Origin of the sequence: Caballeronia terrestris (assembly GCF_001544515.1) — a bacterium.
GTDB lineage: Bacteria > Pseudomonadota > Gammaproteobacteria > Burkholderiales > Burkholderiaceae > Caballeronia > Caballeronia terrestris.
This window is the reverse complement of sequence record NZ_FCOL02000002.1, coordinates 181,067-204,015: the sequence shown is the minus strand read 5'-3', so window position 1 is coordinate 204,015 and position 22,949 is coordinate 181,067. Positions and strand designations below refer to the sequence as shown.

Genomic DNA, 22,949 nt, shown 5'->3' with positions numbered 1-22,949 from the left:
GTTCCACAAGGGAGACGCGCGTTACTTGATCCGCTTCGCCAGTTCCACCGCCTTACCCACATACGACCCCGGCGTCATGTCCAGCAACAGCTTCTTCGCGTCATCGGGAATCGCGAGCCCGTTGATGAACGCCTGCAGCCCTTCGCGCGTGATGCCTTTCCCGCGCGTCAGTTCCTTCAATTGCTCATACGGATTCTCGATGCCATAGCGCCGCATCACCGTCTGCACCGGTTCGGCGAGCACTTCCCACGTATTGTCGAGGTCTTCGTTCAGGCGCGCCGCGTTCACTTCGAGCTTGTCCAGCCCGCGAATCAGCGAATCGTACGACAGCAGCGAATACCCGAATGCCACGCCGATATTGCGCAGCACGGTCGAATCGGTCAGGTCGCGCTGCCAGCGGGAAATCGGCAGCTTGTCGGCGAGATGGCGCAGCGTCGCGTTCGCGAGCCCGAGATTGCCCTCCGAATTCTCGAAGTCGATCGGGTTGACCTTGTGCGGCATCGTCGACGAGCCGATTTCGCCGGCTTTCGTCTTCTGCTTGAAATAGCCGACCGAGATGTAACCCCAGACGTCGCGGTCGAGGTCGAGCAGGATCGTATTGGCGCGCGAGATGGCATCGAAGAGTTCGGCCATGTAGTCGTGCGGCTCGATCTGGATCGTGTACGGATTGAACGTGAGCTTCAGCCGCTCCTCGACGACTTCCTTCGAAAACGCTTCCCAGTCGAATTCCGGATAAGCCGACAAATGCGCGTTGTAGTTGCCGACCGCACCGTTCATCTTGCCGAGCAGCGGCACTTCCGCGATACGCTCGATCGCGCGCGACAACCGCGCCGCGACGTTCGCGATCTCCTTGCCGAGCGTCGTCGGGCTGGCGGGCTGGCCGTGCGTGCGCGAGAGCATCGGCTGGGCGGCGTGCTCGTGCGCGAGCTTGACGAGGCGCTCGTGCACCGAGCGCAGCGCGGGCAGGATCACGTGTTCGCGGGCGCCCGCGAGCATCAGCCCGTGCGACGTGTTGTTGATGTCCTCCGACGTGCACGCGAAATGGATGAATTCGCTCGCGCGCTCCAGTTCCGGCTGTCCCTTCACCGATTCCTTCAGCCAGTATTCGACAGCCTTCACGTCGTGATTCGTCACGCGTTCGATATCCTTGATGCGCGCGGCGTCGTGCGCGGTGAAGCGCTCGACAATTTGCAGCAGGAATTGCTCGGATGCATCGGAAAAACGCGGCACTTCGGCGAAACCAGCACGCGACAGCGCGATCAGCCAGTGAATTTCGACCGTCACGCGATGCTTCATGAAGGCGGCTTCGGAGAGCCATTCGCGCAGCGCCTCGGTCTTGGCGGCGTAACGGCCGTCGAGCGGCGAAAGCGCGGTGAGCGCGAAGAGGGTATCGGGACGGGTATCGGACATGGTGGCAGCCGCGGGCTTCGGGACGGGAGAACCCCGGATTTTAACATCGGAGCCGGCTTAAACCGGCCCGCGGACGTTTTGCGGCTCAGCCTTCCCGAAGCGCCAGATCGAGTGCTTTGAGCTGTGCCGGCGTGCCGACGTTCTCCCAGCGGCCTTCGTAAAGCTCGCCGCTCGCGCGTCCCGCTGCGATCGTTTCGCGGTAGTAGGGCGTGAGCGCGCGCCGCGTGCCGGGCGCGAGACCGCGGAACATGCGCGTGTCATAGATGCCGATGTTGCCGAACGTGTAGCGCGGCGTGCCGTCGAGGGAGAGTTGGCCGTCTTTCAGTGCGAAGTCGCCGTCGGCGTGAAAACGCGGGTTCGGCACCATTACAAGATGCATGCCGGGTGCATCGGCGGTGGCGAGACGGGCGGCGTGCGTCGCGAGCGAGCCGTAATCGAACTCGCAGAACACGTCGCCGCTGACGGCAACGAACGCTTCCGGCTTGCCGCGATCCTCGATCAGCGACAGCGCCTGCGCGATGCCGCCGGCCGTCTCCAGCGCGTCGGTTTCGGCCGAATAGAGCAACTTGACGCCCCAGCGCGATCCGTCACCGAGCGCCGCTTCGATCTGCGCGCCGAGCCACGCGTGATTAATCACGATCACCTCGACGCCAGCTTTCGCCAACCGCTCGATCTGCCACACGATCAGCGGTTTTCCACCGGCTTCGAGCAGCGGTTTCGGACACGTATCGGTGAGCGGACGCATGCGCTCGCCGCGCCCGGCGGCGAAGATCATCGCCTTCTTGAGGGGAGACGTCATGCGGCGCGCTTAAAACGTGTAGCCGACATCGACGGCGCGGCCTTCGAGCGTATCGAGCAGGCGCGCGAATGGACGCAGCGGCCGATAACGCTCGGCCACCTTGCGCGCATAGCCGATGAAACGCGGCAAATCGGCGAGATATTGCGGCTTGCCGTCGCGGTGGTAGATGCGGCAGAACAGCCCGAGCACCTTGATATGGCGCTGCAGGCCGATCCATTCGACTTGCCGGTAGAACTCGCCGAAGTCCGGATCCACGGGCAGTCCGGCCTTTTTCGCGCGCTCCCAGTAGTACGCGATGCAGTCGAGCTGGAACTCCTCGTCCCAACTGATAAAAGCGTCGCGCAGGAGCGAGGCGACGTCGTACGCGATCGGGCCGTAGACCGCGTCCTGGAAGTCGAGCACGCCGGGATTCGGCTCGCACACCATCAGATTGCGCGGCATGAAGTCACGCAGCATAAAGGTTTGCGGCTGCGCGAGCGCGCTTTGCACGAGCACGGCAAAGGTATCGTCGAGGATCTTGCGTTCGGCTTCGGTCAGCGCGTGCCCGAGATGCCGCCCGACGAACCACTCCGGCATCAGTTCCATCTCGCGGCGCAGGAACGCTTCGTCGAACGGCGGCAGCACGCCTTCACGCGACGCGAGCTGAAAGCGGATCAGCGCATCGAGTGCGGCGCGCATCAGCGGCCGGGCGTTCTTTTCATTGAGCACGGAGAGAAAGGACGTCGTGCCGAGATCGGTCACGAGCATGAAGCCGGTGTCGAAATCGGTTTCCAGGATGCGCGGTACGTGCACGCCCGCTTCTGCCAGCAGGCCCGCGACCTGCACGAACTCGCGGCATTTCTCCGGCGGCGGGGCATCGACGGCGATCAGCGTCTTGCCGTCCGCGCAGCCGCTGGCCACGCGGAAATAGCGCCGGAAACTCGCATCGGTCGATGCGGGCGCGAGGCTCGCGACATCCAGCCGATAGCGTTCGGCGAACGATTCGAGCCAGGCGTAAAGCTGTGTAAGGCGTGCGTCGGTGGGAATGTGCGTCATAAATTCGAGGGGCAAAACTTCTTGCCATATAATACCCCACGACTTTTTTAAGCGATCCGTTTTCGCCCGGCGCCAAGGCCCGAGCACCGCGGCTTCACCAATCGATCGAAGTGTCATCCAGCGGGATCGCCGGATACGACCGCGCGGCGCGCGTGCGCGGTACTCGGGTGCGCCGGTGCGAGTTTTCACGGCATTCATCGCTCGCGGACGCATAACGGGATCGAACCGCCACCCATACATGCCGCCACGACAGTTTCCCCAATCGATTACCAAGCGTCATGCACTGCCACGCAAGCGGCGGCTCGTCGCGGCACTGCTTGCTGTGCCGGGTCTCATGCCGGCGCTCGCGCACGCTCAGCTTGCGGGCGCAGCAGCCGAGCCGCAACCGATCGACGGCCCCGGCAACCTGCGTCTCGCGCCGCAGCTCGAAGAGCGGCCGCTGCGCGCGGGCGACCAGCCGGCCACGTTCCTCCTCGGCGACACGGCCACCGGCACCACCGACGAGGACATGGCCGCCAAGGGTTCGGCGGAAGTGCGTAGAAATGTGTCGGTGATCAAGTCGGATGCGCTGCATTACGACCAGGACACCGACATGGCCGATGCTTACGGCAATGTCAGGATCATCAGCAACGGCAATACGTTCGTCGGCCCGGAAGCCCACCTGAAGGTGGAAGCGAACGAAGGCTACATGACGAACCCGAAGTACCGCTTCAATTTGTCGGGCGGATCGGGCAGCGCGGAACGCGCCGAATTGATGGGCAACGAGCAGGCGCGCGTCGATCACGGCACGTACACCGCGTGCGAATGCGAAACCGATCCCGCGTGGTACATCAAGGGCTCGTCGTTCGATTTCGACACAGGTTCGCAGGAAGGCATCGCGCATAACGGCGTGCTGTTCTTCCAGGGCGTGCCGGTCATGGCGAGCCCGTGGCTGTCGTTTCCGCTGACGAGCGAGCGCCGCAGCGGTCTTCTGCCGCCGACCTTCGCGCTCAGCTCGACCACCGGTTTCGAAGCAACGGTCCCGTATTACTTCAACATCGCGCCGAACCGCGACCTGACCGTGACCCCGCGCCTGATGACGCGGCGCGGCGTGCAGATGGCGGGCACGTATCGATACCTGTCGCCGACGTACTCGGGCACGATCACCGGCGAGTTCCTGCCGAACGATCGCCAGACGCATACGAACCGCTATGCGATCTACCTTCAGCATCAGCAGAACTTCGGCGGCGGATTCGGCGGGTACATCAACTACAACAAGGTCTCCGACGATCAATATCCGGAAGACCTTGCAAACGCGTCGAACCAGTTCCTGAACGGGACGCAACTGCTGTATCAGCAGGAAGCCGGGCTGACGTATAACAACGGCCCGTGGTCGGTGCTCGCGCGCGAGCAGCGCTGGCAGACGCTGCAGCCGTCCGTGCCGCCGTACGCGCGCGAACCGCAGTTGAACGTGCAGTACAACAAGTACAACGTCGGCGGCTTCGACTTCGGGGCCGAAACGGACTACACGCGCTTCACGATCACCCAGGACAACGCGACCGACGGCCAGCGCTTCGTCTTCAATCCGTACCTGAGCTACGGGATCAACGCGCCGGGCTACTTCGCCGTGCCCAAGATCCAGTGGCACTTCGCGTCGTACGACCTGTCGCATATCTCGACCGGGCTGACGCCGGGAACGGTGGGCTACGCGCCGCCGAACCAGCCGAAGAACTTCACCGAATCGATCCCGACGATCTCGTTCGACACCGGCCTCGTGTTCGACCGCTCGGTGCGCCTGTTCGGCCAGGACTACATCCAGACGCTGGAGCCGCGGCTCTACTACGTCTACACGCCGTTTCGCGACCAGAGCTTCGCGCCGATCTTCGATACCGCCGAAGCCGACTTCGGCCTCGCGGAAATCTATACGCCGAACACGTTCGTCGGTAACGACCGCATCGCCGACGCGAACCGCCTGACTGCCGGCCTCACGACGCGCTTCATCAACCCGGCGACGGGCGACGAACGCGCGCGTTTCGTGATCGCGCAGCAGTATTATTTCCAGAGCCAGCGCACGACGATCTCAAACGTGCAATCGCTCGACCAGGCGAAGCACTCGGACCTGATCGCGGGTGCCGCGATCAAGCTGGGCGCGGGTTTCGCCTCGGAAACAGCGTTCCAATATAATGTCGACAACGATCAGCTCGTGCGCGCGAGCGTCGGTTTCGCGTTTAGTCCGGCCGATCGCAAGGTCATCAACGTCGGTTATCGCTACACGCGCAAGAACGAAACCACGCTGGTGAACGAGCCGATCAACCAGATCCTGCTCTCCGTCCAGTGGCCGATCACGCAGCGCCTCTACGGCGTCGGGCGCGTCAATTACGATATGGCGGGCCATCGTCTCGTCGACGGTCTCGTCGGCTTCCAGTACGATGCCGACTGCTGGCAGTTCGGCGTCGGCATGCAGCGCTACGCGAACGGCGTGAACAGCACGGGCCAGTCGTCGTCGGGCACGCGGGTGCTCGCGCAGCTGACGTTCAAGGGCTTGTCGAACGTCGACAACGGTCTCGTGAGCGCGTTCCGTTCGAGCGTGCAGGGCTACCAGACGCCGCCCGGCTCGGCGCCGCCGCTCGCGCGTTTCACGAATTACGAGTGACGCGGCGAATCGAAAAGGATCGAAACGTCGTCGAACGAACGAGTCATAGCGGGCCAAAATCCACCGCGAGACAGGCAGCACACTAGCGGGCAAGACCCGTATTTGATGGAGTATTTGTGGCAGACATGAACATGTTTCGATCGACAACGCTTGCAGCGGGCGCACTCGCCGCGGCACTTTTTCTGAGTTCGCCGGCCGGCGCGCAGGCCTTGTCGAAGGGCAATGTGCAACTCGCCGATTCGGTCGTCGCGATCGTCAACAACGACGTGATCACGCAACGCGAACTCCTCGACCGCACGGGTCTCATCACGCGCCGGTTGCAGCAGCAGAACGCGCCGCTGCCGCCCGCGCCGCAATTGCAGCGCCAGGTGCTCGACCAGATGGTGATCGAGCGCGTCCAGTTGCAAAAGGCGAAGGAAGACGGCATCAACGTCGATGACGCTTCCGTCAAGCGCACGCTCGAACGCCTCGCGCAGCAGAACCAGATGACGCTCGATGTGTACCGCTCGCGCATCGAGGCGCAAGGCGTGCCCTGGGCGACCTTCACGCGCGACGCCCGCACGGAACTGACGCTCTCTAAGCTGCGCGAGAAGGAAGTGGACAGCAAGGTGACGGTGTCGGACGCGGAAGTCGCGAACTACGTCGCGAGCCAGCGCGGCCCGAGCGCGCGGAATTCGAGCGACCTGCGCCTGCAGCACATCATGTTCAAGGTGCCCGCGAACGCGTCCCAGGCCGACCTCGCAGCAGTCCAGGCGAAGGCCGAAGGCGTGCTGAAGGAAGCGCAAGGCGGCGAAGATTTCGCGAAGCTTGCCAAGCAGAACTCGCAGGACACCGACGCCCCGAAAGGCGGCGATCTCGGATTTCGCACGCAAGGCTCGCTGCCGGCAGGCATCGTGACGGCGGTAGCGGCGCTGCGTCCGGGCCAAGTCGTGCCGCAACTGATCCGCACCGACGGTGGCTTCGAAGTCATCAAGCTGGTCGAGCGACGCACGGGGCAAGGCACCGCCGCCGACGCGCCGAAGCTCGTGCAGACGCACGTGCGCCACATTCTGCTGCGCGTGTCGGACGGGATGTCGGAGTCGGCGGCACGCCAGAAGCTCGTTGACATCAAGCGCGACGTGCAGGGCGGCGGCGACTTCGCCAACTTCGCGCGCACGTATTCGCAGGACGGCTCGGCGTCGCAGGGCGGCGATCTCGGCTGGATCAGCCCGGGCGAGACGGTGCCCGAGTTCGAGCGCACGATGAACAACCTGAAGGACGGCGACGTCAGCGATCCGGTGCGCAGCGAGTACGGCTACCACTTGATCCAGGTGCTCGGACGCCGCGAAGCCGAAGGATCGGCCGCGCAGCAGCTCGACATCGCGCGTCAGGCGATCGGCCAGCGCAAAGCGGAGCAAGCGTATTCCGACTGGCTGCGCGAACTGCGCGACACCGCATACGTCCAGTACAAGGGCATCGCGGCCCAAACGGACCAGTAACATGAACGCCGCCTCCGACGCCGCGCCGCTCTCCATCGCGATCACCACCGGCGAGCCCGCCGGAGTCGGTCCCGAGTTGACGGCGGCGGCACTCGGGCAGGCGGCCACGCGCTGGCCGACGGCGCGTTTCACCGTACTCGGCGACCGCGCGCTGTTGCAGGCGCGTGCGGGATCGGCAGCGAATCTGGCGAACGAACGAGTCGCCATCGAGCATCGCGCGTTGGCCGTGCCGTCGCAGGCGGGCAAACTCGACGCCGCCAACGGCCTCTACGTGCTGAACTTGCTCGATGCCGCCATCGACGGCGCTCTGGACGGCCGTTTCGACGCCATCGTCACCGCGCCGCTGCAAAAGAGCACGATCAACGATGCCGGCGTTCCCTTCACCGGCCACACCGAATATCTCGCCGAGCGCACGCATACGCCGCGCGTCGTGATGATGCTCGCGGGCACCGGCGAACGCCCGCTGCGCGTCGCGCTCGCCACGACGCATCTGCCACTCAAGGACGTGTCGGCGGCGCTGACCGTCGACGGGATCGTCGAGACGCTGCGGATCATCGATCACGATCTGCGCGCGCATTTCGGCCTCGCCGCGCCGCGCATTCTCGTGACCGGCCTCAATCCGCACGCGGGCGAAAACGGCTACCTCGGCCGCGAGGAAATCGACGTGATTGCGCCCGCGCTCGAACGCGCCCGCGCAATGGGCATCGATGCCCCCGGCCCGTATCCCGCGGATACGCTCTTCCAGCCGCGCTACCTGAAAGACGCCGATTGCGTCCTCGCGATGTTCCACGATCAGGGCCTGCCGGTCCTGAAATTCGCGACGTTCGGCGAAGGCATCAACGTGACGCTCGGCTTGCCGATCATCCGCACTTCGGTCGATCACGGCACCGCGCTCGATCTCGCGGGCACCGGCCGCGCCGACGCCGGCAGCATGATCGCGGCCATCGACACCGCCGTTTCGATGGCGAGCCATCGGCGCGCGGGCTGATTCACCTTATTCACGCAGTCTCAAAGCGGTTCTTTCGATGTCGACCAAGCACCAGGGCCATTTCGCGCGCAAGCGCTTCGGGCAAAACTTCCTCGTCGATCAGGGCGTGATCGATTCGATCGTCGATACGATCGCGCCAAAACGCGGCGAGCGCATGGTCGAAATCGGGCCGGGACTCGCCGCGCTCACCGCGCCCCTGATCGAGCGGCTCGCGACGCCGGAGTCGCCGCTGCATGCCGTCGAGTTGGATCGCGACCTGATCGCGCGGCTCGAAAAGCGCTTCGCCGACCTGCTCGTGCTCCATTCCGGCGATGCCCTCGGCTTCGATTTCGGCTCGCTCGCGCTGGAAGGCGACAAGCCGTCGCTGCGGATCGTCGGCAACTTGCCGTACAACATTTCGAGTCCGCTGCTGTTTCATCTGACGGCGTTCGCGTCGAAAGTCATCGATCAGCATTTCATGCTGCAGGATGAAGTCGTCGACCGGATGATCGCCGAGCCGGGCACGAAGGATTTCGGGCGGCTGAGCGTGATGCTGCAATACCGATACGTGATGGACAAGATGATCGACGTGCCGCCCGAGTCTTTCCAGCCGCCGCCGAAGGTGAATTCCGCGATCGTGAGAATGATTCCATTCGCGCCGCATGAACTGCCGGCCGTCGATGAGCGCGTGCTCGGCGAGGTCGTGCAGGCGGCGTTTTCGCAGCGTCGCAAGATGATGCGCAATACGCTCGCGGCGTATCGCGACAAGGTGGATTTCGATGCGCTCGGCTTCGATCTCGCGCGGCGCGCGGAGGAAGTGCCCGTCGCGGAATATGTGAAGCTCGCGCAGGTCGTGACCGCCGCGCGAGCCTGAATTACGCGGTGCGCCGCGCGGGTTTGTTGACGAGCGCGATGCCCGTCAACACCATCGCCGCGGCGATCATGAATCGCAGCGTGAAGTGCTCACCCAGGAGCACGACGCCAAAGGTCACACCGAAAATCGGCGTCAGGAACGAAAACACCGAGAGCCGCGACGCCATATAGCGCGTCAGCAGCCAGAACCACGTCAAATAGCTGATGAACGCGACGACGATCGCCTGATACGCGAGGCTCGCGAGCGCAATCGGCGTCACCGCGCTCACATGCGTCTGGCCGAGTCCGAACGCAAGCGCCAGCAACAGCACCGCCGATACCGCCAGTTGATAGAAGAGCGTCTTGCTCGCGCTTGCATGAGCGAGCGACGTCGCGCGCACGACAACGGTCGTCGCGGCCCACAGCAGGCCGCCGAGCACGCCGAGCGCATCGCCCGCGATGCCACGCAGCGTCGACGTCGCGCCACGCAGCGTCGACGTCGCGTTTGGATTGCCGTGCAGGAAGCCGTCGGCGAAGGCGAGCGCCATGCCGCAAAACGCCACGGCGATGCCGAGCCACTGCACGCGGCGCAACTTTTCCCCCGCGACGAACCAGTGCAAGCCGAGCGCCGTGAAGCACGGCGCGGTGTAGATGAACACGGCCATGCGCGTGGCCGTCGTGAGCGTCAGGCCGAAGAAAATGCAGACGAACTCGCCGCCGAACAGCACGCCCGCGAGCAAGCCGGCGCCAAGCGTGTCGTCGCGCTGGAAGAGCGAGGTGCCGCGCGAGCGCGTCCAGAACCAGACGAGGACCGTCGCGATTGCCGAGCGAACGCCGGCTTGCAGCATCGGCGGGAACGATGCGTTCGCTTCCTTGATCGCCACCTGCTGGAAGCCCCACGCGGCGCATAAGGCGACCATCACGATGACGGCCGTCGCGTCGGGCGCGCGACGTAGGGAAAGGGCGGGGGTGCTCATCGGCTTTACGAACGCATCGGCGCGTGCACTGTTTTGGAGCGTCGATTTTGCCACCAATCACCGGCGCGCGCGAAAGGCGGGGTTGCGCGTAGGGTCGCGCCTTTCCCCCAAGCGATGAACCGCTCAGGAATGCCTTTCGATGAGTTCGACTTTGTAGCCGTCCGGATCCTCGACGAACGCGATCACCGTCGTGCCGCCTTTCACCGGACCGGCTTCGCGCGTCACCTTGCCGCCTGCCTCGCGGATGCGGTCGCACGCGCCCGCGGCGTTATCGACTTCGAGCGCGATGTGGCCGTAAGCCGTGCCCATCTCGTACTTGTCGACGCCCCAGTTGTAAGTGAGTTCGAGCACGCTGGTTTCGCTCTCGTCGCCGTAGCCGACGAACGCCAGCGTGTACTTGTATTCGGTGTTTTCGCTCTGGCGCAGCACTTTCATGCCGAGAATGCGCGTGTAGAAATCGATCGAGCGCTGCAAGTCGCCGACGCGCAGCATCGTGTGGAGAAGTCGCATGGTGGGTTCCTGTTGTTGATTTCTGGCGGCCCGCGTCGCCGCGACATCACTATCGCAAGACGCACCGAGGCCGGCTAAAAAATTGTACCGCCCGTCGCGCGCGCTTGCAGAGCGTGCTCAGAGCGCCGGCAACAGCTCCGGTGGATGGTGCTTGAGCGTATGCCGCGCTTCGCGAAACTCGGGAAAAATCGATTCGACGGTTTCCCAGAATCGCGGGCTGTGGTTCATCTCGCGCAGATGCGCCAGTTCATGCGCGACGACGTAATCGATGATCGAAACGGGAAAGTGGATCAGCCGCCAATTGAGACGAATCTTGCCGTCGCTGGAACAACTGCCCCAGCGCGTCGCCGCCGACGACAGCGCATACGTCCGAAACTCGACGCCCAGCTTCTGCGCATAGACGCGCAACCGATCGCCGAAAATGCGCTTCGCTTCGGTCTGCAGCCAGCCCTGCACGCGATCCTTGATCTGCTGCGGATCGGCCAGCGCGGGCAGCGCGAGCGATAGCACGCCGCTCTCGACATCGAAGTGAAGCGCGCTTTTCGCCGACCCGAGCGACACGCGGATCGTCTTGCCGAGATACGGAAACTGCGCGCCGTCCTTCCAGTCGATGCGCGGCAGCGCGCGCTGCTCGACCCGCGTCTGCCACTCCGCAAGCTTCTTGAAAATCCACTTCTGCTTGTCGACGATTGCGCTTTCGATGTCGGCGAGCGTGACCCAGCGCGGCGCGGTGATCGCGAGTCCCGTGCCGTCGATCGTGAAGCCGATCGTGCGGCGCGACGAACGCTTCAACCGGTAATCGAGCGTGCGCTGACCGAGCACGAGCCGGCGCATGCGCGTGCCATCGGGAGCGAAGGTGGGAGGCGCGGCAGGTTCGGCGGGCGCGATGTCGCCACGCAGAGGGGCGGGCGTAGGGGGGATCGGCGACGCGGGCGCGGCGCTCGCCGGTGCATCGGCGAACGGCAGATCGAGTTGCAGGTTGTCGAGCGCGACAGCGGGGCGCTGCCGCGATGGGGGCTTCTGCATCGGCTCAGCTTTGCGCTCGCGGCGCAGGAATGACGAGAAGAACGAAAAAGGCAATGCGCGGCTCGGCGTTGATGCGGTCGATTCAGCGGCCGGCGGGCACGCGCTCGGCCTCGCTCGAACCTGCATCCGACGAACTGTAGGCAGCCGGGTCGATACGACGCATTTCCGCCTCGATCCAGGCCTCCACGCGCTGATTGACCTCTTCCGCCGTGAGACCCGCAGTGTCGATCGGCTTGCCGATCGACACCGTGACTATACCCGCATATTTGAGAAACGAATGGCGCGGCCAGACGTGCCCGGCGTTGTGCGCGATCGGCACGACCGGCGCCCCCGTCGCGACCGCGAAGCGTGCGCCGCCCGTCTTGTACTTGCCCTGGCTGCCGACGCGCGTGCGCGTGCCTTCGGGAAACATGATGACCCACGCGCCTTCGTCCATGCGCGCACGGCCTTGCCGCGCCACCGACGCGAACGCGTCCTTGCCCTGCTTGCGGTCGATGTGCACCATTTTCAGCAAGCCCAGCGCCCAGCCGAAGAACGGCACGAAGAGCAGTTCGCGCTTGAACACGTAGCAGAGCGGGCGCGGCATCAGCGCGGGAAACGCGATCGTCTCCCACGCGGACTGATGCTTCGAGAGCAGCACGGCGGGACCGTCGGGCAGATTTTCGAAGCCCATGATCGTATAGCGGATGCCGTTCAGGTAGCGCAGCACCACGATCGTCGACTTGCACCAGCCGGCGGCCATCCAGTAGCGCCGATCGGCGCGCAGGAACGGAAACGCGATGAAGCACGCGATCGCGTACGGCACCGTGTACACGACGAAGTAAGCCAGCAGCAACAGCGAACGGATGAAGCGCATTGTTTTGCTTGAGATTGTTATGGTGCGCGGAGTGAGCGCGTCAATCGTGTTGCACGGCGAGGAAGTCGAGCACGAATGTGCGCAGGTCCTTGTGTACCTTCGTACCCTCCGGCAGGTTGCCGGCCGCGAGCGTTTTCTGTCCCTTGCCGGTCAGCACCAGATGCACCGGAAAGCCGAGCGTCGCGCCCGCTTGCAGGTCGCGCAGCGAGTCGCCGACCACCGGCGTGTCTTCCGGATCGATCTCGAAGCGGTCGATGATCTGCTGCAGCATGCCGGGCTTCGGCTTCCTGCAATCGCATTGATCCTCGGCGGTGTGCGGGCAGAAAAAGACCGCGTCGATCCGTCCGCCCACTGCCGCCGCCGCGCGATTCATCTTCTGATGCATTGCGTTGAGCTCGGCCATGTCGAAGAGACCGCGCCCGATGCCCGACTGGTTCGACGCGATCGCCACATGCCAGCCGGCCTGGTTCAGGCGCGCGATGGCGTCGAGGCTGCCGGCAATCGCGACCCATTCGTCGGGCGACTTGATGAAAGCGTCGGAATCGACGTTGATCACGCCGTCGCGATCGAGAATGACGAGTTTGCGGTTCGTGTTCATGGGCGGGCCGGTGCCTTCTAGCGTTACGCAGCGAGCTTCGAAATGTCAGCGACGCAATTCATCTGCTGATGCAGCGCGCCGAGAAGAGCCAGCCGGTTGCCGCGCAGCGCCGGGTCTTCCGCGTTCACCATGACGTCGTTGAAGAACGTATCGACGGCATCGCGCAACGCGGCGAGGGCCGACAGCGCTTCCGTGTAGTTGCGCTCGGCAAGCTGGCCCTGCACGCGCGGCGCGACTTGCTCGAGCTGCGCGTAGAGCGCCTTCTCGGCGGCTTCGACGAGAAGCGCGGGATTCACGCTCGACGGCACCGATTCGGTCGACTTCTTCAGGATATTCGAGATGCGCTTGTTCGCCGCCGCAAGCGATGCCGCTTCGGGCAGCGCGGTGAATTCGCGCACGGCATCGAGGCGCGCGACGATGTCGTCGAGACGCGTGGGGTCGAGGCTCAGCACGGCGTCGATTTCGGTCGCGTTGAAGCCGCGTTCGCGCAGCACGCCGCGCAGGCGGTCCATGAAGAACGCGTAGATCGCATCCGTCGACTCGGCGACTTGCGGGTTGTCCGCGAACTGCTTTTGCGCGGCGCGCACGAGGTCGATCAGGTCGATCGCGAGACGCTTTTCCAGCAGGATGCGCAGCACGCCGAGCGCGTGACGGCGCAGCGCGAACGGATCTTTCTCGCCGGTCGGCTGCAGTCCGATACCCCAGATGCCGACGATCGTCTCCAGCTTGTCCGCGAGCGCGACCGCGCAGCCGACGCCCGTCGAAGGCGTTTCGTCGCCCGAGAAGCGCGGCTGATAATGCTCCGACGATGCGAGCGCGACCTCTTCCGGCTCGCCGTCGTGGCGCGCGTAGTACGTGCCCATCGTGCCTTGCAGCTCGGGGAATTCGCCGACCATGTCGGTGAGCAAGTCCGCCTTCGCGAGCCGCGCGGCGCGCTTCGTCAATGCGACATCGACGCCGATCATCGGCGCGATCTCGCCCGCGAGCGCTTCGAGGCGCTCGACGCGCTGCAACTGCGAGCCGAGCCTGTTGTGATACACGACGTTCGCGAGCAGCGGCACGCGATCGGCGAGGCGCTTCTTCTTGTCCTGCTCGAAGAAGAACTTCGCGTCGGCGAGACGCGGGCGCACGACGCGCTCGTTGCCTTCGACGATATCGGCGGGCGTCTTCGTATCGATGTTCGACACGATCAGGAAGCGCGAGCGCAGCTTGCCGTTCGCGTCGGTCAGCGCGAAATACTTCTGGTTGGTCTGCATCGTGAGGATCAGGCACTCCTGCGGCACCTGCAGGAATTCCTCGCCGAAGTGGCACTGATACACCACCGGCCATTCGACCAGCGCGTTCACTTCATCGAGCAGCGCTTCGGGCATCACGACGCGATCTTCGCCCGCGAACGCCCGCAACTGCGTGCGGATCGATTCCTTGCGGTCCTCGAAACTCGCAACCACGTGCGCCTTCGACATCAGCGTTTCCGCGTAGCCGTCGGCGTTCGGGATCGCGACGAAACCGTGCGACATGAAGCGATGGCCGATCGTCGTATCGTCGGAATCGATGCCGAGCGCCGTTACCGGCACGATCTCGCGGCCATGCAGTGCGACGAGCCGCTGCACCGGGCGCACGAACTGCACGTTGGTGCCGTCGGGGCGCTGGTAGGTCATGACCTTCGGGATCGGCAACTTCGCGAGCGTTTCGTCGAGCGCCGCCTGCAAGCCGTCGGCGAGCGTTGCGCCGGGCGCCGCGTAGCGCAGGAAAAACGCTTCGGCCTTGCCGTCCTGCGCGCGTTCGAGTTCGGCGAGCGGGAAGTCGGGGAAGCCGAGCGCCGCGAGCTTCTTCGCGAGCGGCGGCGTGGGCTGGCCATCTTTATCGAGCGCGACGGAAACCGGTAGCACCTTTTCGCGCACCTGCCTTTCCGGTGCGACCGTGCGCACGTTCTTGACCATGACCGCGAGGCGTCGCGGCGTCGCGTATTTCTCAAACTGCGGCTCGCCGTCGATCAGATCGCGCGCGGCGAGACGTTGCACGATGCCTTCGGCGAACGCGGTGCCGAGGCGCGCGAGCGCTTTCGGCGGCAGTTCTTCGGTGAGCAGCTCGACGAGCAGGGTGGCTTGATTGGATTGCGTCATTGTTCTTTCGTGTCTCGTCAAACCTGGTCGATGTTGCGTTCGACCTTCAGTGGCGGCGCCCAGGCGGGCATGGCGGCGTCGTGTTCATCGGTGGTGAGGCCGGCCGCCGGATGCACCGGATTCCCGAGCATCGGGAATCCGAGCGCCTCGCGCGAATCGTAGTACGCCTGCGCGACGAGCCGCGACAGCGCGCGAATCCGGCCGATATAAGCCGCGCGTTCTGTGACCGAGATCGCGCCGCGCGCGTCGAGCAGGTTGAACGTGTGGCCGGCTTTCAGCACGAGCTCATAGGCGGGCAGGGCGAGCTTCGCGTCGATCATCTTCTTCGCTTCGGCCTCGTAGCTGTTGAAGAAGCCGAACAGCAACTCGACGTTGGCGTGCTCGAAGTTATAGGTGGATTGCTCGACTTCGTTCTGGTGATAGACGTCGCCGTAGGTCAGGCGGCGCGTTTCCTTGCCGTTCTGGCCGTCTTCTTCCCATTCGGTCCAGACGAGGTCGTATACGTTCTCGACCTTTTGCAGATACATCGCGAGGCGTTCCAGACCGTAGGTGATCTCGCCGAGCACCGGCTTGCAGTCGATGCCGCCCACTTGCTGGAAGTACGTGAACTGCGTCACTTCCATGCCGTTCAGCCAGACTTCCCATCCGAGTCCCCACGCGCCGAGCGTCGGGTTTTCCCAGTCGTCCTCGACGAAGCGCACGTCGTTCTGCTTCAGGTCGAAGCCGAGCGCTTTAAGCGAGCCGAGGTACAGGTCGAGGATGTTTTCCGGCGCGGGCTTCAGCACGACCTGATACTGGTAGTAGTGCTGGAGGCGGTTCGGGTTGTCGCCGTAACGGCCGTCCTTCGGGCGGCGCGACGGCTGCACGTAGGCGGCGCGCCACGGTTCCGGGCCGATCGCGCGCAGAAACGTGTGGACGTGCGAGGTGCCGGCGCCGACTTCCATGTCGATCGGCTGGAGAAGCGCGCAACCCTTGTTGTCCCAATAGGATTGCAGCGTCAGGATGATTTGCTGAAAAGTGAGCATGATTGCCTTTGAGGCGGGCCGGAGCGGCTTGAGCGTCACGACGACGAAAGCGGGCCGGCCAAAGTGCTAAAACGTTGAATTTTAGCGGGTATGGGGGGCTTGTGCGACTTTTGGGGTATTCGGGGGCGGCGACGGCCGCCCCGCACGTTCACTTGCGCCGCGAAGGCGCGAACGCGAATCCCAATGCGAGCAGCACGAGCGAAACGACGATCACCGTCAGATTTCCGCTCGTCACGTAAGGCGTGCGTCCCGACGTCCCTTGAACGTGCGCTTCGAGCGTGCCTGTGGTGTACGTCGGCAATTTCGAGACGACTTCGCCGGTTGCCGCGATCACCGCCGTCATGCCGGTATTGGTCGCGCGCAGCATCGGACGGCCGGTTTCGATAGACCGCATCCGCGCGATCTGGAGGTGCTGGTCGAGCGCGATCGTGTTGCCGAACCACGCGAGGTTCGTCGAATTCACGAGGATGCCCGCCGGCGCCTCCTGCCCGCGCAGCGTCCGCGCGATCTCCTCACCGAAGATGTCCTCGTAACAGATATCGACGGCAATCGGCTGATTGCGCACGAAAAACGACTTCTGCACGGCAGGTCCGCGCGCGAGATCGCCGAGCGGAATGCCCATCAACTTGACGAACCAGTGAAACCCGAGCGGTACGAATTCGCCGAACGGCACGAGGTGATGTTTGTCGTAGCGATACACATCGAACGAGCCGGGCGCGATGCCAAAGAGGCTGTTCGTGAAATCGGTCGCGCGGCCTTCGGGCGTGATCGTCACGCCCACCGCGCCGAACAGGATCGACGATTTGGTCGTGTCTGCGAAATTGCGCAGTGAAAGCGCGAGGTCCTGCGGCACCTGGACGGCCAGAACCGGAAACGCGGTTTCGGGCGTGACGATGAGATCGGCAGGCTTTTCGGTGATCAGCCGCTGATAGAGCGCGAGCGATTCGTTCACGCCTTCCTGCTCGAACTTCATTTCCTGCTTCACGTTGCCCTGGATCAGCCGCACGGTGAGCGGCGAGTTTGCGGGCGTCGTCCACTGGACGAGCGAGAGCAGCATTCCCGCGACGGTCAGCGCTGCCGCCGCCAAAGCCGGGGCGACGCTCGCGCGCCGAGCGCTGTAGAGCGCCTGCACGATGAGCGCGGCCACGAGCGCGAGCACCCAGCCGACGCCATACACGCCTGCCACCGCGCCGTATCCGGCAAGCGGTCCGTCGACTTGCGCGTAACCGCTCGCGAGCCATGGAAAACCGGTGAATACGAGCCCACGCAACCATTCGCCGAGCGCCCAGGCACTCGCGAACGCGAACGCGCCGTGCCAGGTCGGGATGAAGCGCGGCTCTTTTTTGGCGCTGATTTCGTCTTCATCAAAGCGCGCACGCCCCGCCACTAGCGACCATACGACCGCCGCCGCCGCCGGATATAGCGCGAGATACAGCGAAAACAGCGCGACGGCCGCCGCCGCGAGCGGCGCGGCCATGCCGCCATAGAAATGCATGCTGACGTAGAGCCACCAGACGCCCGTCACGAAATTGCCGAAGCCGAACGCCCAGCCAGTCAGCGCAGCGCTTTTCCAGCCGTTCGTGCGCGAAAGCCACGCGAAAAACAGCGTAAAGACGACGATCTCGACCCAGCCGCCGTGCGGCGTCGGCGCGAAAGAGAGCGTGTTCGCCGCGCCGAGCACGGCGGCGACGAGGTAATGCCAGAACGGAAGCGCTTCGATGCCGCTGGTTGTAGAAGAAGACTTGCTGCGCCGCCTGCGCAGGAGGGGAAACGATGAATCGGCCATTGATTACACGGTCGGGGATCGGCAGGAGAGGGAAGCGGCGCGGACGACGCGCCGTCGGGAGAGCGGAAAGGCGAAATAAGCGCGGCGCTCAGCCGCGATCGTCTTCCTCGCCGTCGTGCAGCGAGCGATCGTGGCGGCTCAGGCTCGGCACGCGCCGGACCAGCAGCACATGGATTTGCCGTGCATCGCCGCGCAGGATTTCGAACGCGAAGTCGTCGATGCGCACCTTCTCGCCGCGATGCGGCACGCGCCCGAAGCGATGCGTGACGAGCCCGCCGATGGTATCGACTTCGTCGTCGGAATAATCGGTGCCGAACTGCTCATTGAACTGCTCGATGCCGGTGAGCGCGCGCACGCGGAACTTGCCGTCCGGCGACGCGATGATGTTGCCGGCTTCCTCGTCGAAGTCGTATTCGTCCTCGATGTCGCCGACGATCTGCTCCAGCACGTCTTCTATCGTGATCAGGCCCGCGACACCGCCGTATTCGTCGACGACGATCGCGATGTGGTTGCGGTTCACGCGGAAATCGTGCAGCAGCACGTTCAGACGCTTCGATTCCGGGATGAACACGGCGGGGCGCAGCATGCCGCGCACGTCGAATTCCTCCTCGGCGTAGTAGCGCAGCAAGTCTTTCGCGAGCAGCACGCCGATGATGTTGTCGCGGTTACTCTCGTACACCGGATAGCGCGAGTGCGCCTTTTCGAGCACGAAGGGAATGAATTCGGCGGGCGTTTCGGCGATGTTGATCGCGTCCATCTGGGCGCGCGGGACCATGATGTCGCGCGCGCAGAGGTCGGAAACCTGGAAGACGCCTTCGATCATCGAAAGCGAATCGGCGTCGAGCAGATTGCGTTCGTGGGCGTCCTGCAGCACTTCGAGCAGTTCGTCGCGCGATTCGGGTTCGTGCGAGATGAAATCGGTCAGGCGCTCGAGCAGCGAGCGTTTTTCCTGCGGTTTGTCGGTTTGTCGTCGACTGGGATAGGCGTCGTTCATAGCGGGGCGCCCCGAAGTTTCGGGACGCGAAATAGCAGAAAGTTAAGCATACACCAAGGAAAATGCGCCTCCGGCAGGCCGGGCGCACACATTTGCAACCATGCTAACTGATAAATATGCGGGAAGTATGTCGAGGAAAACGCGTTGGCCGAACGGATGAGGGCGCCGTTCTAAAGTCGTATCAATAGGCTTATTCCTGTGCCTTGCAGCGCCTGAGGAGTGCTTCGAGCGCGCGATCCGGCATGCCGCTCTCGCGCAATGCCTCGACGGTGCGGCTGACATATTCGAAGGTCGTGCCGTAGCGGCCGCATGCGCAGCCGAGCACGGTCCGCACGACGACGTCGGCGAGTTTGCCGGTATAGGAGGCCGCGTCGCGCCGCATGACGAACGCGAGCGCTTCGACGCGCCGGCCGTCCGCGAGCGTGCACGGCAGCCACGCCGGACGGTAGGAGGCCATTGCCATTTCGCGGCGCCAGAGCACTTCGAGATGCTCGATCGCGCCCTCGGCGGCGAGCCGGAACGCGATGCCGGTGCACGAGCCGCCGCGATCGAGCGCGAGCACGAGGCCCGGCTGCTCGGGCGTGCCGCGGTTCACGCGCGACCACAAGTACAGCCCGCGATGGTAGCCGTGCACCTTGCTGCGCACGGCTTCGACGGTCGGCAGGCCCGGGTTCCAGATCAGCGACCCATAGCCGAACAGCCACAAATCCGACTTGCGGTCCCAGTTCACGAGGGTTTTTTCGCGCGACGCGGCGAGTTGCTCGTCGGTCAGAAGCGGCGTTTCGACGAGTTTCGGCGGGTAGCCCGCCAATGAAGGCGCAAGTTGCTGGAAGTCGGGCGTCTCGTCTTTCACGGCGGCGGCAGCAGGTCAGGGAATCGGGACGTAGGGGTCGGAAAAGCCGAGCGCACGCATGATGTCGGTCTCGATCGATTCCATTTCTTCGGCTTCGGTCTCGTCGTCGTGATCGTACCCTTGAGCATGCAGCGTGCCGTGGACGATCAGATGCGCGTAGTGCGCGGCGAGCGGCTTGCCCTGCTCGCCGGCTTCCCGCTCGACGACGGGGCAGCACAGGATCAGGTCGCCCGTCACCGGATCGTCCTCCGATTCGGCATAGGCAAAGGTAAGCACGTTCGTCGCGTAATCCTTCTGACGATAGGTGCGATTGAGCGTGCGGCCTTCGTCCTCGTCGACGAAACGGATGGTCAACTCGGCGTCCGCGAACAGCGCCGCCTTGATCCAGCGCGCGACCGTCGCGCGCGGCAACACCGCCTTGTGCGATGGATACGCCTTCGCGGCGGGAAACTGCATCGTGAGCGCGAGGGAGTGCGGACGAGTCATCGGTCGGACGGAACGCTCATTGCGACCGCTGCGCCGCGGCCCTCGCCGCCGCTTCGGCGAGCGCGGCGTCCTTTTGCGACTGCGCGTCGTAAGCCTCGACGATGCGCGCGACGAGCGGATGCCGCACCACGTCGGCGGACGTGAAATGCGTGAGCGCGATGCCGCGCACCTCCGACAGCACATGCTGCGCCTCGATCAGCCCGCTCTTGTGGCCGCGCGGCAGATCGACCTGCGTCGTGTCGCCGGTGACGACAGCCTTCGAGCCGAAGCCGATCCGCGTCAGGAACATCTTCATCTGCTCGGGCGTGGTGTTCTGCGCCTCGTCGAGGATGATGAACGCGTGGTTCAGCGTGCGTCCGCGCATGTACGCAAGCGGCGCGATTTCGATCATCTGGCGTTCGAACATCTTCGCGGTCTTGTCGAAACCGAGCAGGTCGTAGAGCGCGTCGTAGAGCGGCCGCAGGTATGGATCGACTTTTTGTGCCAGATCGCCCGGCAGGAAGCCGAGCCGCTCGCCGGCTTCCACCGCCGGACGCGTCAGCACGATGCGCTTGACCTGATCGCGTTCGAGCGCATCGACCGCGCAGGCGACCGCCAGATACGTTTTGCCCGTGCCCGCCGGCCCGATGCCGAACGTCACGTCGTGCGCGATGATTTGCTTCAGGTATTCGCGCTGGGCGGGCGTGCGGCCGCGCAGGTCGGCGCGTCGCGTGTAGAGCTTCGGGCCAGGATCTTCGGTTTCGTCGAGATCAATGGTGGCGCTGGGTTCGTCGAACGGATGGTCCGGATCGCCGCGAAAACGCGGGTCGACCGGCTGGTCGGCGTGGCCGTCGCCATTGCCGGATTCGCGCGTGCGCCGCGCCGCGTGGCGCGCTTCGACGAGCGCGAGCTGGATGTCGTCGACGGAAATCGGGTCGCGCGCGCGGTTGTAGAAGTTTTCGAGCGCCGCGAGCGCCACTTTCGCGCCGCGTCCGCGAATCGAGATCTTGTGGCCGCGCCGCGACAGCGTCACGTCGAGCGCTTGCTCGATCTGCCGCAGGTTTTCATCGAGCGGGCCGCAGAGGTTGGCGAGCCGCGCGTTGTCCTCGCGCGGAGCGGTGAATTCCAGATGCTGCTGATTGGCGGTCTTCAAGGCGAAAGTGGGTGTCCGGTCTGTGTGCTGCTCAATGTGTCGTGGCGGGCGTCATGATCAGCGCACCGCGCAGCGAGTGCGGATACGCGTGATTGATCTCGACGTCGATCATCTGGCCGATCAGCCGCGCATGCGATTCGACGGGCGCCGGGAAATTCACCACGCGGTTGTTTTCCGTGCGGCCGGCGAGTTCGTTCGGGTCCTTGCGCGACGGGCCTTCCACAAGAATACGCTGCACCGAGCCGAGCATCGAGTTGCTGATCCTCGTGACGTTCGCCTCGATGGTCGCCTGCAAATGTTGCAGGCGCTTGAGTTTCACTTCACGCGGCGTGTCGTCGTGCAGGTTCGCGGCGGGCGTGCCGGGGCGCGGGCTGTAGATGAACGAGAAGCTCGTGTCATAGCTCATTTCGTCGATGAGCGTCATCATCTTCGCGAAATCTTCCTCGGTTTCGCCCGGAAAGCCGACGATCATGTCTGTCGAAAGCGATAAATCGGGGCGAATCGCCCGCAGCTTGCGAATCACTGATTTGTATTCGAGCACCGTGTAGCCGCGCTTCATCGCCATCAGGATGCGGTCCGAGCCGTGCTGGACGGGCAGATGCAGGTGGCTGACGAGCTTGGGCACCTTTGCGTAGGTGTCGATCAGGCGCTGCGTGAATTCCTTCGGATGCGACGTCGTGTAACGAATCCGCTCGATGCCGGGCACGTCCGCGACGTACTCGATCAGCGTGGCGAAGTCGGCGATGTCGTGCGAACCGAGCGTCAGCGGCCCGCGATATGCGTTCACGTTCTGGCCGAGCAGCGTGACTTCGCGCACGCCCTGGTCGGCCAGGCCGGCGATTTCGGTGAGCACGTCGTCGAGCGGGCGGGAGACTTCCTCGCCGCGCGTGTACGGCACGACGCAGTAGCTGCAGTACTTGCTGCAGCCTTCCATGATCGAGACGAACGCGCTCGGGCCTTCCACGCGCGCTGGCGGCAGGTGGTCGAACTTTTCGATTTCGGGGAACGAGATGTCGATCTGCGCGCGGCCGGTAGCGCGGCGCTTGTCGATCATGTCGGGCAGGCGGTGCAGCGTCTGCGGACCGAACACGAGATCGACATAGGGCGCGCGCGACACGATCGACGCGCCTTCCTGGCTCGCCACGCAGCCGCCGACGCCGATGATCAGGTCCGGATTCGCTTCTTTCAGTTCGCGCACGCGGCCCAGGTCGGAGAAGACCTTTTCCTGCGCTTTTTCGCGCACCGAGCATGTATTGAAGAGGATGACGTCCGCGTCTTCCGGCGTGTCCGTCTTGACGAGGCCTTCCGCTGCGCCGAGGACGTCGACCATTTTGTCGGAGTCGTACTCGTTCATCTGGCAGCCAAAGGTCTTTACATAAACTTTCTTGGTCATGAATTTCGCCGGTCGCA

The 22,949-nt window shown here is 64.4% G+C and carries 20 protein-coding genes; 4 read left to right on the top strand and 16 right to left on the bottom strand.

What is annotated here, in order from left to right:
- Positions 1 to 21 precede the first annotated feature (21 nt).
- The 3 genes from purB to AWB67_RS02695 form a co-directional block, all read right to left on the bottom strand.
- On the bottom strand, positions 22 to 1,410 hold the full coding sequence (gene purB, locus AWB67_RS02705; protein ID WP_087654695.1) for an adenylosuccinate lyase: 1,389 nt from the start codon (positions 1,408 to 1,410) through the stop codon (positions 22 to 24).
- 85 nt (positions 1,411 to 1,495) lie between these two features.
- Positions 1,496 to 2,209, bottom strand: coding sequence for an N-acetylmuramate alpha-1-phosphate uridylyltransferase MurU (gene murU, locus AWB67_RS02700; RefSeq protein ID WP_087654694.1), 714 nt, complete (start codon positions 2,207 to 2,209; stop codon positions 1,496 to 1,498).
- Between the two features lie 9 nt (positions 2,210 to 2,218).
- Positions 2,219 to 3,244 carry an aminoglycoside phosphotransferase family protein gene (locus tag AWB67_RS02695; RefSeq protein WP_087654693.1) on the bottom strand — a complete coding sequence of 342 codons (1,026 nt, stop codon included), beginning with the start codon at positions 3,242 to 3,244 and terminating at the stop codon, positions 2,219 to 2,221.
- 238 nt (positions 3,245 to 3,482) lie between these two features.
- Between AWB67_RS02695 and AWB67_RS02690 the strand changes: the two genes are divergently transcribed.
- The 4 genes from AWB67_RS02690 to rsmA all read left to right on the top strand — a co-directional run bounded on the left by AWB67_RS02690 (position 3,483) and on the right by rsmA (position 9,195).
- Positions 3,483 to 5,876 (top strand): LPS-assembly protein LptD, encoded by a 2,394-nt coding sequence (locus AWB67_RS02690; protein WP_087654692.1) that lies wholly within the window; start codon positions 3,483 to 3,485, stop codon positions 5,874 to 5,876.
- 131 nt (positions 5,877 to 6,007) lie between these two features.
- Positions 6,008 to 7,354 (top strand): peptidylprolyl isomerase, encoded by a 1,347-nt coding sequence (locus AWB67_RS02685; RefSeq protein WP_087654814.1) that lies wholly within the window; start codon positions 6,008 to 6,010, stop codon positions 7,352 to 7,354.
- Position 7,355: 1 nt separating this feature from the next.
- Positions 7,356 to 8,342: a 4-hydroxythreonine-4-phosphate dehydrogenase PdxA gene (gene pdxA / locus AWB67_RS02680; RefSeq protein ID WP_087654691.1), complete on the top strand. Its 987-nt coding sequence runs from the start codon at positions 7,356 to 7,358 to the stop codon at positions 8,340 to 8,342.
- 37 nt (positions 8,343 to 8,379) lie between these two features.
- On the top strand, positions 8,380 to 9,195 hold the full coding sequence (gene rsmA, locus AWB67_RS02675; protein ID WP_087654690.1) for a 16S rRNA (adenine(1518)-N(6)/adenine(1519)-N(6))-dimethyltransferase RsmA: 816 nt from the start codon (positions 8,380 to 8,382) through the stop codon (positions 9,193 to 9,195).
- Between the two features lies 1 nt (position 9,196).
- Here rsmA and AWB67_RS02670 read toward each other — a convergent pair whose 3' ends face one another.
- The 13 genes from AWB67_RS02670 to miaB form a co-directional block, all read right to left on the bottom strand.
- Positions 9,197 to 10,150 (bottom strand): DMT family transporter, encoded by a 954-nt coding sequence (locus tag AWB67_RS02670; protein WP_087654813.1) that lies wholly within the window; start codon positions 10,148 to 10,150, stop codon positions 9,197 to 9,199.
- Positions 10,151 to 10,273: 123 nt separating this feature from the next.
- Positions 10,274 to 10,660 carry a lactoylglutathione lyase gene (gene gloA, locus AWB67_RS02665; protein WP_087654689.1) on the bottom strand — a complete coding sequence of 129 codons (387 nt, stop codon included), beginning with the start codon at positions 10,658 to 10,660 and terminating at the stop codon, positions 10,274 to 10,276.
- Positions 10,661 to 10,777: 117 nt separating this feature from the next.
- Positions 10,778 to 11,686 (bottom strand): M48 family metallopeptidase, encoded by a 909-nt coding sequence (locus tag AWB67_RS02660; protein ID WP_087654812.1) that lies wholly within the window; start codon positions 11,684 to 11,686, stop codon positions 10,778 to 10,780.
- An 82-nt stretch (positions 11,687 to 11,768) separates the two neighbouring features.
- Positions 11,769 to 12,542, bottom strand: coding sequence for a lysophospholipid acyltransferase family protein (locus AWB67_RS02655; RefSeq protein ID WP_087654688.1), 774 nt, complete (start codon positions 12,540 to 12,542; stop codon positions 11,769 to 11,771).
- Between the two features lie 40 nt (positions 12,543 to 12,582).
- Positions 12,583 to 13,140, bottom strand: coding sequence for a D-glycero-beta-D-manno-heptose 1,7-bisphosphate 7-phosphatase (gmhB, locus tag AWB67_RS02650; RefSeq protein WP_087654687.1), 558 nt, complete (start codon positions 13,138 to 13,140; stop codon positions 12,583 to 12,585).
- Positions 13,141 to 13,163: 23 nt separating this feature from the next.
- Positions 13,164 to 15,263 (bottom strand): glycine--tRNA ligase subunit beta, encoded by a 2,100-nt coding sequence (gene glyS / locus AWB67_RS02645; RefSeq protein ID WP_087654686.1) that lies wholly within the window; start codon positions 15,261 to 15,263, stop codon positions 13,164 to 13,166.
- Between the two features lie 17 nt (positions 15,264 to 15,280).
- Entirely contained in the window at positions 15,281 to 16,288 is a 1,008-nt protein-coding gene (gene glyQ, locus AWB67_RS02640; RefSeq protein WP_087654685.1) for a glycine--tRNA ligase subunit alpha, read from the bottom strand.
- A gap of 148 nt (positions 16,289 to 16,436) precedes the next feature.
- Complete coding sequence (gene lnt, locus AWB67_RS02635; RefSeq protein WP_087654684.1) at positions 16,437 to 18,074, bottom strand: apolipoprotein N-acyltransferase; 1,638 nt, start codon at positions 18,072 to 18,074, stop codon at positions 16,437 to 16,439.
- An 88-nt stretch (positions 18,075 to 18,162) separates the two neighbouring features.
- Positions 18,163 to 19,068 carry a CorC family transporter gene (locus tag AWB67_RS02630; protein ID WP_087654683.1) on the bottom strand — a complete coding sequence of 302 codons (906 nt, stop codon included), beginning with the start codon at positions 19,066 to 19,068 and terminating at the stop codon, positions 18,163 to 18,165.
- A 190-nt stretch (positions 19,069 to 19,258) separates the two neighbouring features.
- Complete coding sequence (locus AWB67_RS02625; RefSeq protein ID WP_087654682.1) at positions 19,259 to 19,921, bottom strand: gamma-glutamylcyclotransferase; 663 nt, start codon at positions 19,919 to 19,921, stop codon at positions 19,259 to 19,261.
- Positions 19,922 to 19,936: 15 nt separating this feature from the next.
- Positions 19,937 to 20,407: an rRNA maturation RNase YbeY gene (gene ybeY, locus AWB67_RS02620; RefSeq protein WP_087654681.1), complete on the bottom strand. Its 471-nt coding sequence runs from the start codon at positions 20,405 to 20,407 to the stop codon at positions 19,937 to 19,939.
- Positions 20,408 to 20,423: 16 nt separating this feature from the next.
- Positions 20,424 to 21,539 (bottom strand): PhoH family protein, encoded by a 1,116-nt coding sequence (locus AWB67_RS02615; protein WP_087654680.1) that lies wholly within the window; start codon positions 21,537 to 21,539, stop codon positions 20,424 to 20,426.
- A gap of 31 nt (positions 21,540 to 21,570) precedes the next feature.
- The gene (gene miaB / locus AWB67_RS02610) at positions 21,571 to 22,932 is read right to left on the bottom strand and encodes a tRNA (N6-isopentenyl adenosine(37)-C2)-methylthiotransferase MiaB (protein ID WP_087654679.1); all 1,362 of its coding nucleotides are present in this window, start codon (positions 22,930 to 22,932) and stop codon (positions 21,571 to 21,573) included.
- Positions 22,933 to 22,949 lie beyond the last annotated feature (17 nt).

What these genes read in the sequence shown, in the direction of transcription:
- purB (WP_087654695.1), bottom strand. Translation starts at nt 1,410, where the DNA reads ATGTCCGATACCCGTCCCGATACCCTCTTCGCGCTCACCGCGCTTTCG.
- murU (WP_087654694.1), bottom strand. Translation starts at nt 2,209, where the DNA reads ATGACGTCTCCCCTCAAGAAGGCGATGATCTTCGCCGCCGGGCGCGGC.
- AWB67_RS02695 (WP_087654693.1), bottom strand. Translation starts at nt 3,244, where the DNA reads ATGACGCACATTCCCACCGACGCACGCCTTACACAGCTTTACGCCTGG.
- AWB67_RS02690 (WP_087654692.1), top strand. Translation starts at nt 3,483, where the DNA reads ATGCCGCCACGACAGTTTCCCCAATCGATTACCAAGCGTCATGCACTG.
- AWB67_RS02685 (WP_087654814.1), top strand. Translation starts at nt 6,008, where the DNA reads ATGTTTCGATCGACAACGCTTGCAGCGGGCGCACTCGCCGCGGCACTT.
- pdxA (WP_087654691.1), top strand. Translation starts at nt 7,356, where the DNA reads ATGAACGCCGCCTCCGACGCCGCGCCGCTCTCCATCGCGATCACCACC.
- rsmA (WP_087654690.1), top strand. Translation starts at nt 8,380, where the DNA reads ATGTCGACCAAGCACCAGGGCCATTTCGCGCGCAAGCGCTTCGGGCAA.
- AWB67_RS02670 (WP_087654813.1), bottom strand. Translation starts at nt 10,150, where the DNA reads ATGAGCACCCCCGCCCTTTCCCTACGTCGCGCGCCCGACGCGACGGCC.
- gloA (WP_087654689.1), bottom strand. Translation starts at nt 10,660, where the DNA reads ATGCGACTTCTCCACACGATGCTGCGCGTCGGCGACTTGCAGCGCTCG.
- AWB67_RS02660 (WP_087654812.1), bottom strand. Translation starts at nt 11,686, where the DNA reads ATGCAGAAGCCCCCATCGCGGCAGCGCCCCGCTGTCGCGCTCGACAAC.
- AWB67_RS02655 (WP_087654688.1), bottom strand. Translation starts at nt 12,542, where the DNA reads ATGCGCTTCATCCGTTCGCTGTTGCTGCTGGCTTACTTCGTCGTGTAC.
- gmhB (WP_087654687.1), bottom strand. Translation starts at nt 13,140, where the DNA reads ATGAACACGAACCGCAAACTCGTCATTCTCGATCGCGACGGCGTGATC.
- glyS (WP_087654686.1), bottom strand. Translation starts at nt 15,263, where the DNA reads ATGACGCAATCCAATCAAGCCACCCTGCTCGTCGAGCTGCTCACCGAA.
- glyQ (WP_087654685.1), bottom strand. Translation starts at nt 16,288, where the DNA reads ATGCTCACTTTTCAGCAAATCATCCTGACGCTGCAATCCTATTGGGAC.
- lnt (WP_087654684.1), bottom strand. Translation starts at nt 18,074, where the DNA reads ATGGCCGATTCATCGTTTCCCCTCCTGCGCAGGCGGCGCAGCAAGTCT.
- AWB67_RS02630 (WP_087654683.1), bottom strand. Translation starts at nt 19,068, where the DNA reads ATGAACGACGCCTATCCCAGTCGACGACAAACCGACAAACCGCAGGAA.
- ybeY (WP_087654681.1), bottom strand. Translation starts at nt 20,407, where the DNA reads ATGACTCGTCCGCACTCCCTCGCGCTCACGATGCAGTTTCCCGCCGCG.
- miaB (WP_087654679.1), bottom strand. Translation starts at nt 22,932, where the DNA reads ATGACCAAGAAAGTTTATGTAAAGACCTTTGGCTGCCAGATGAACGAG.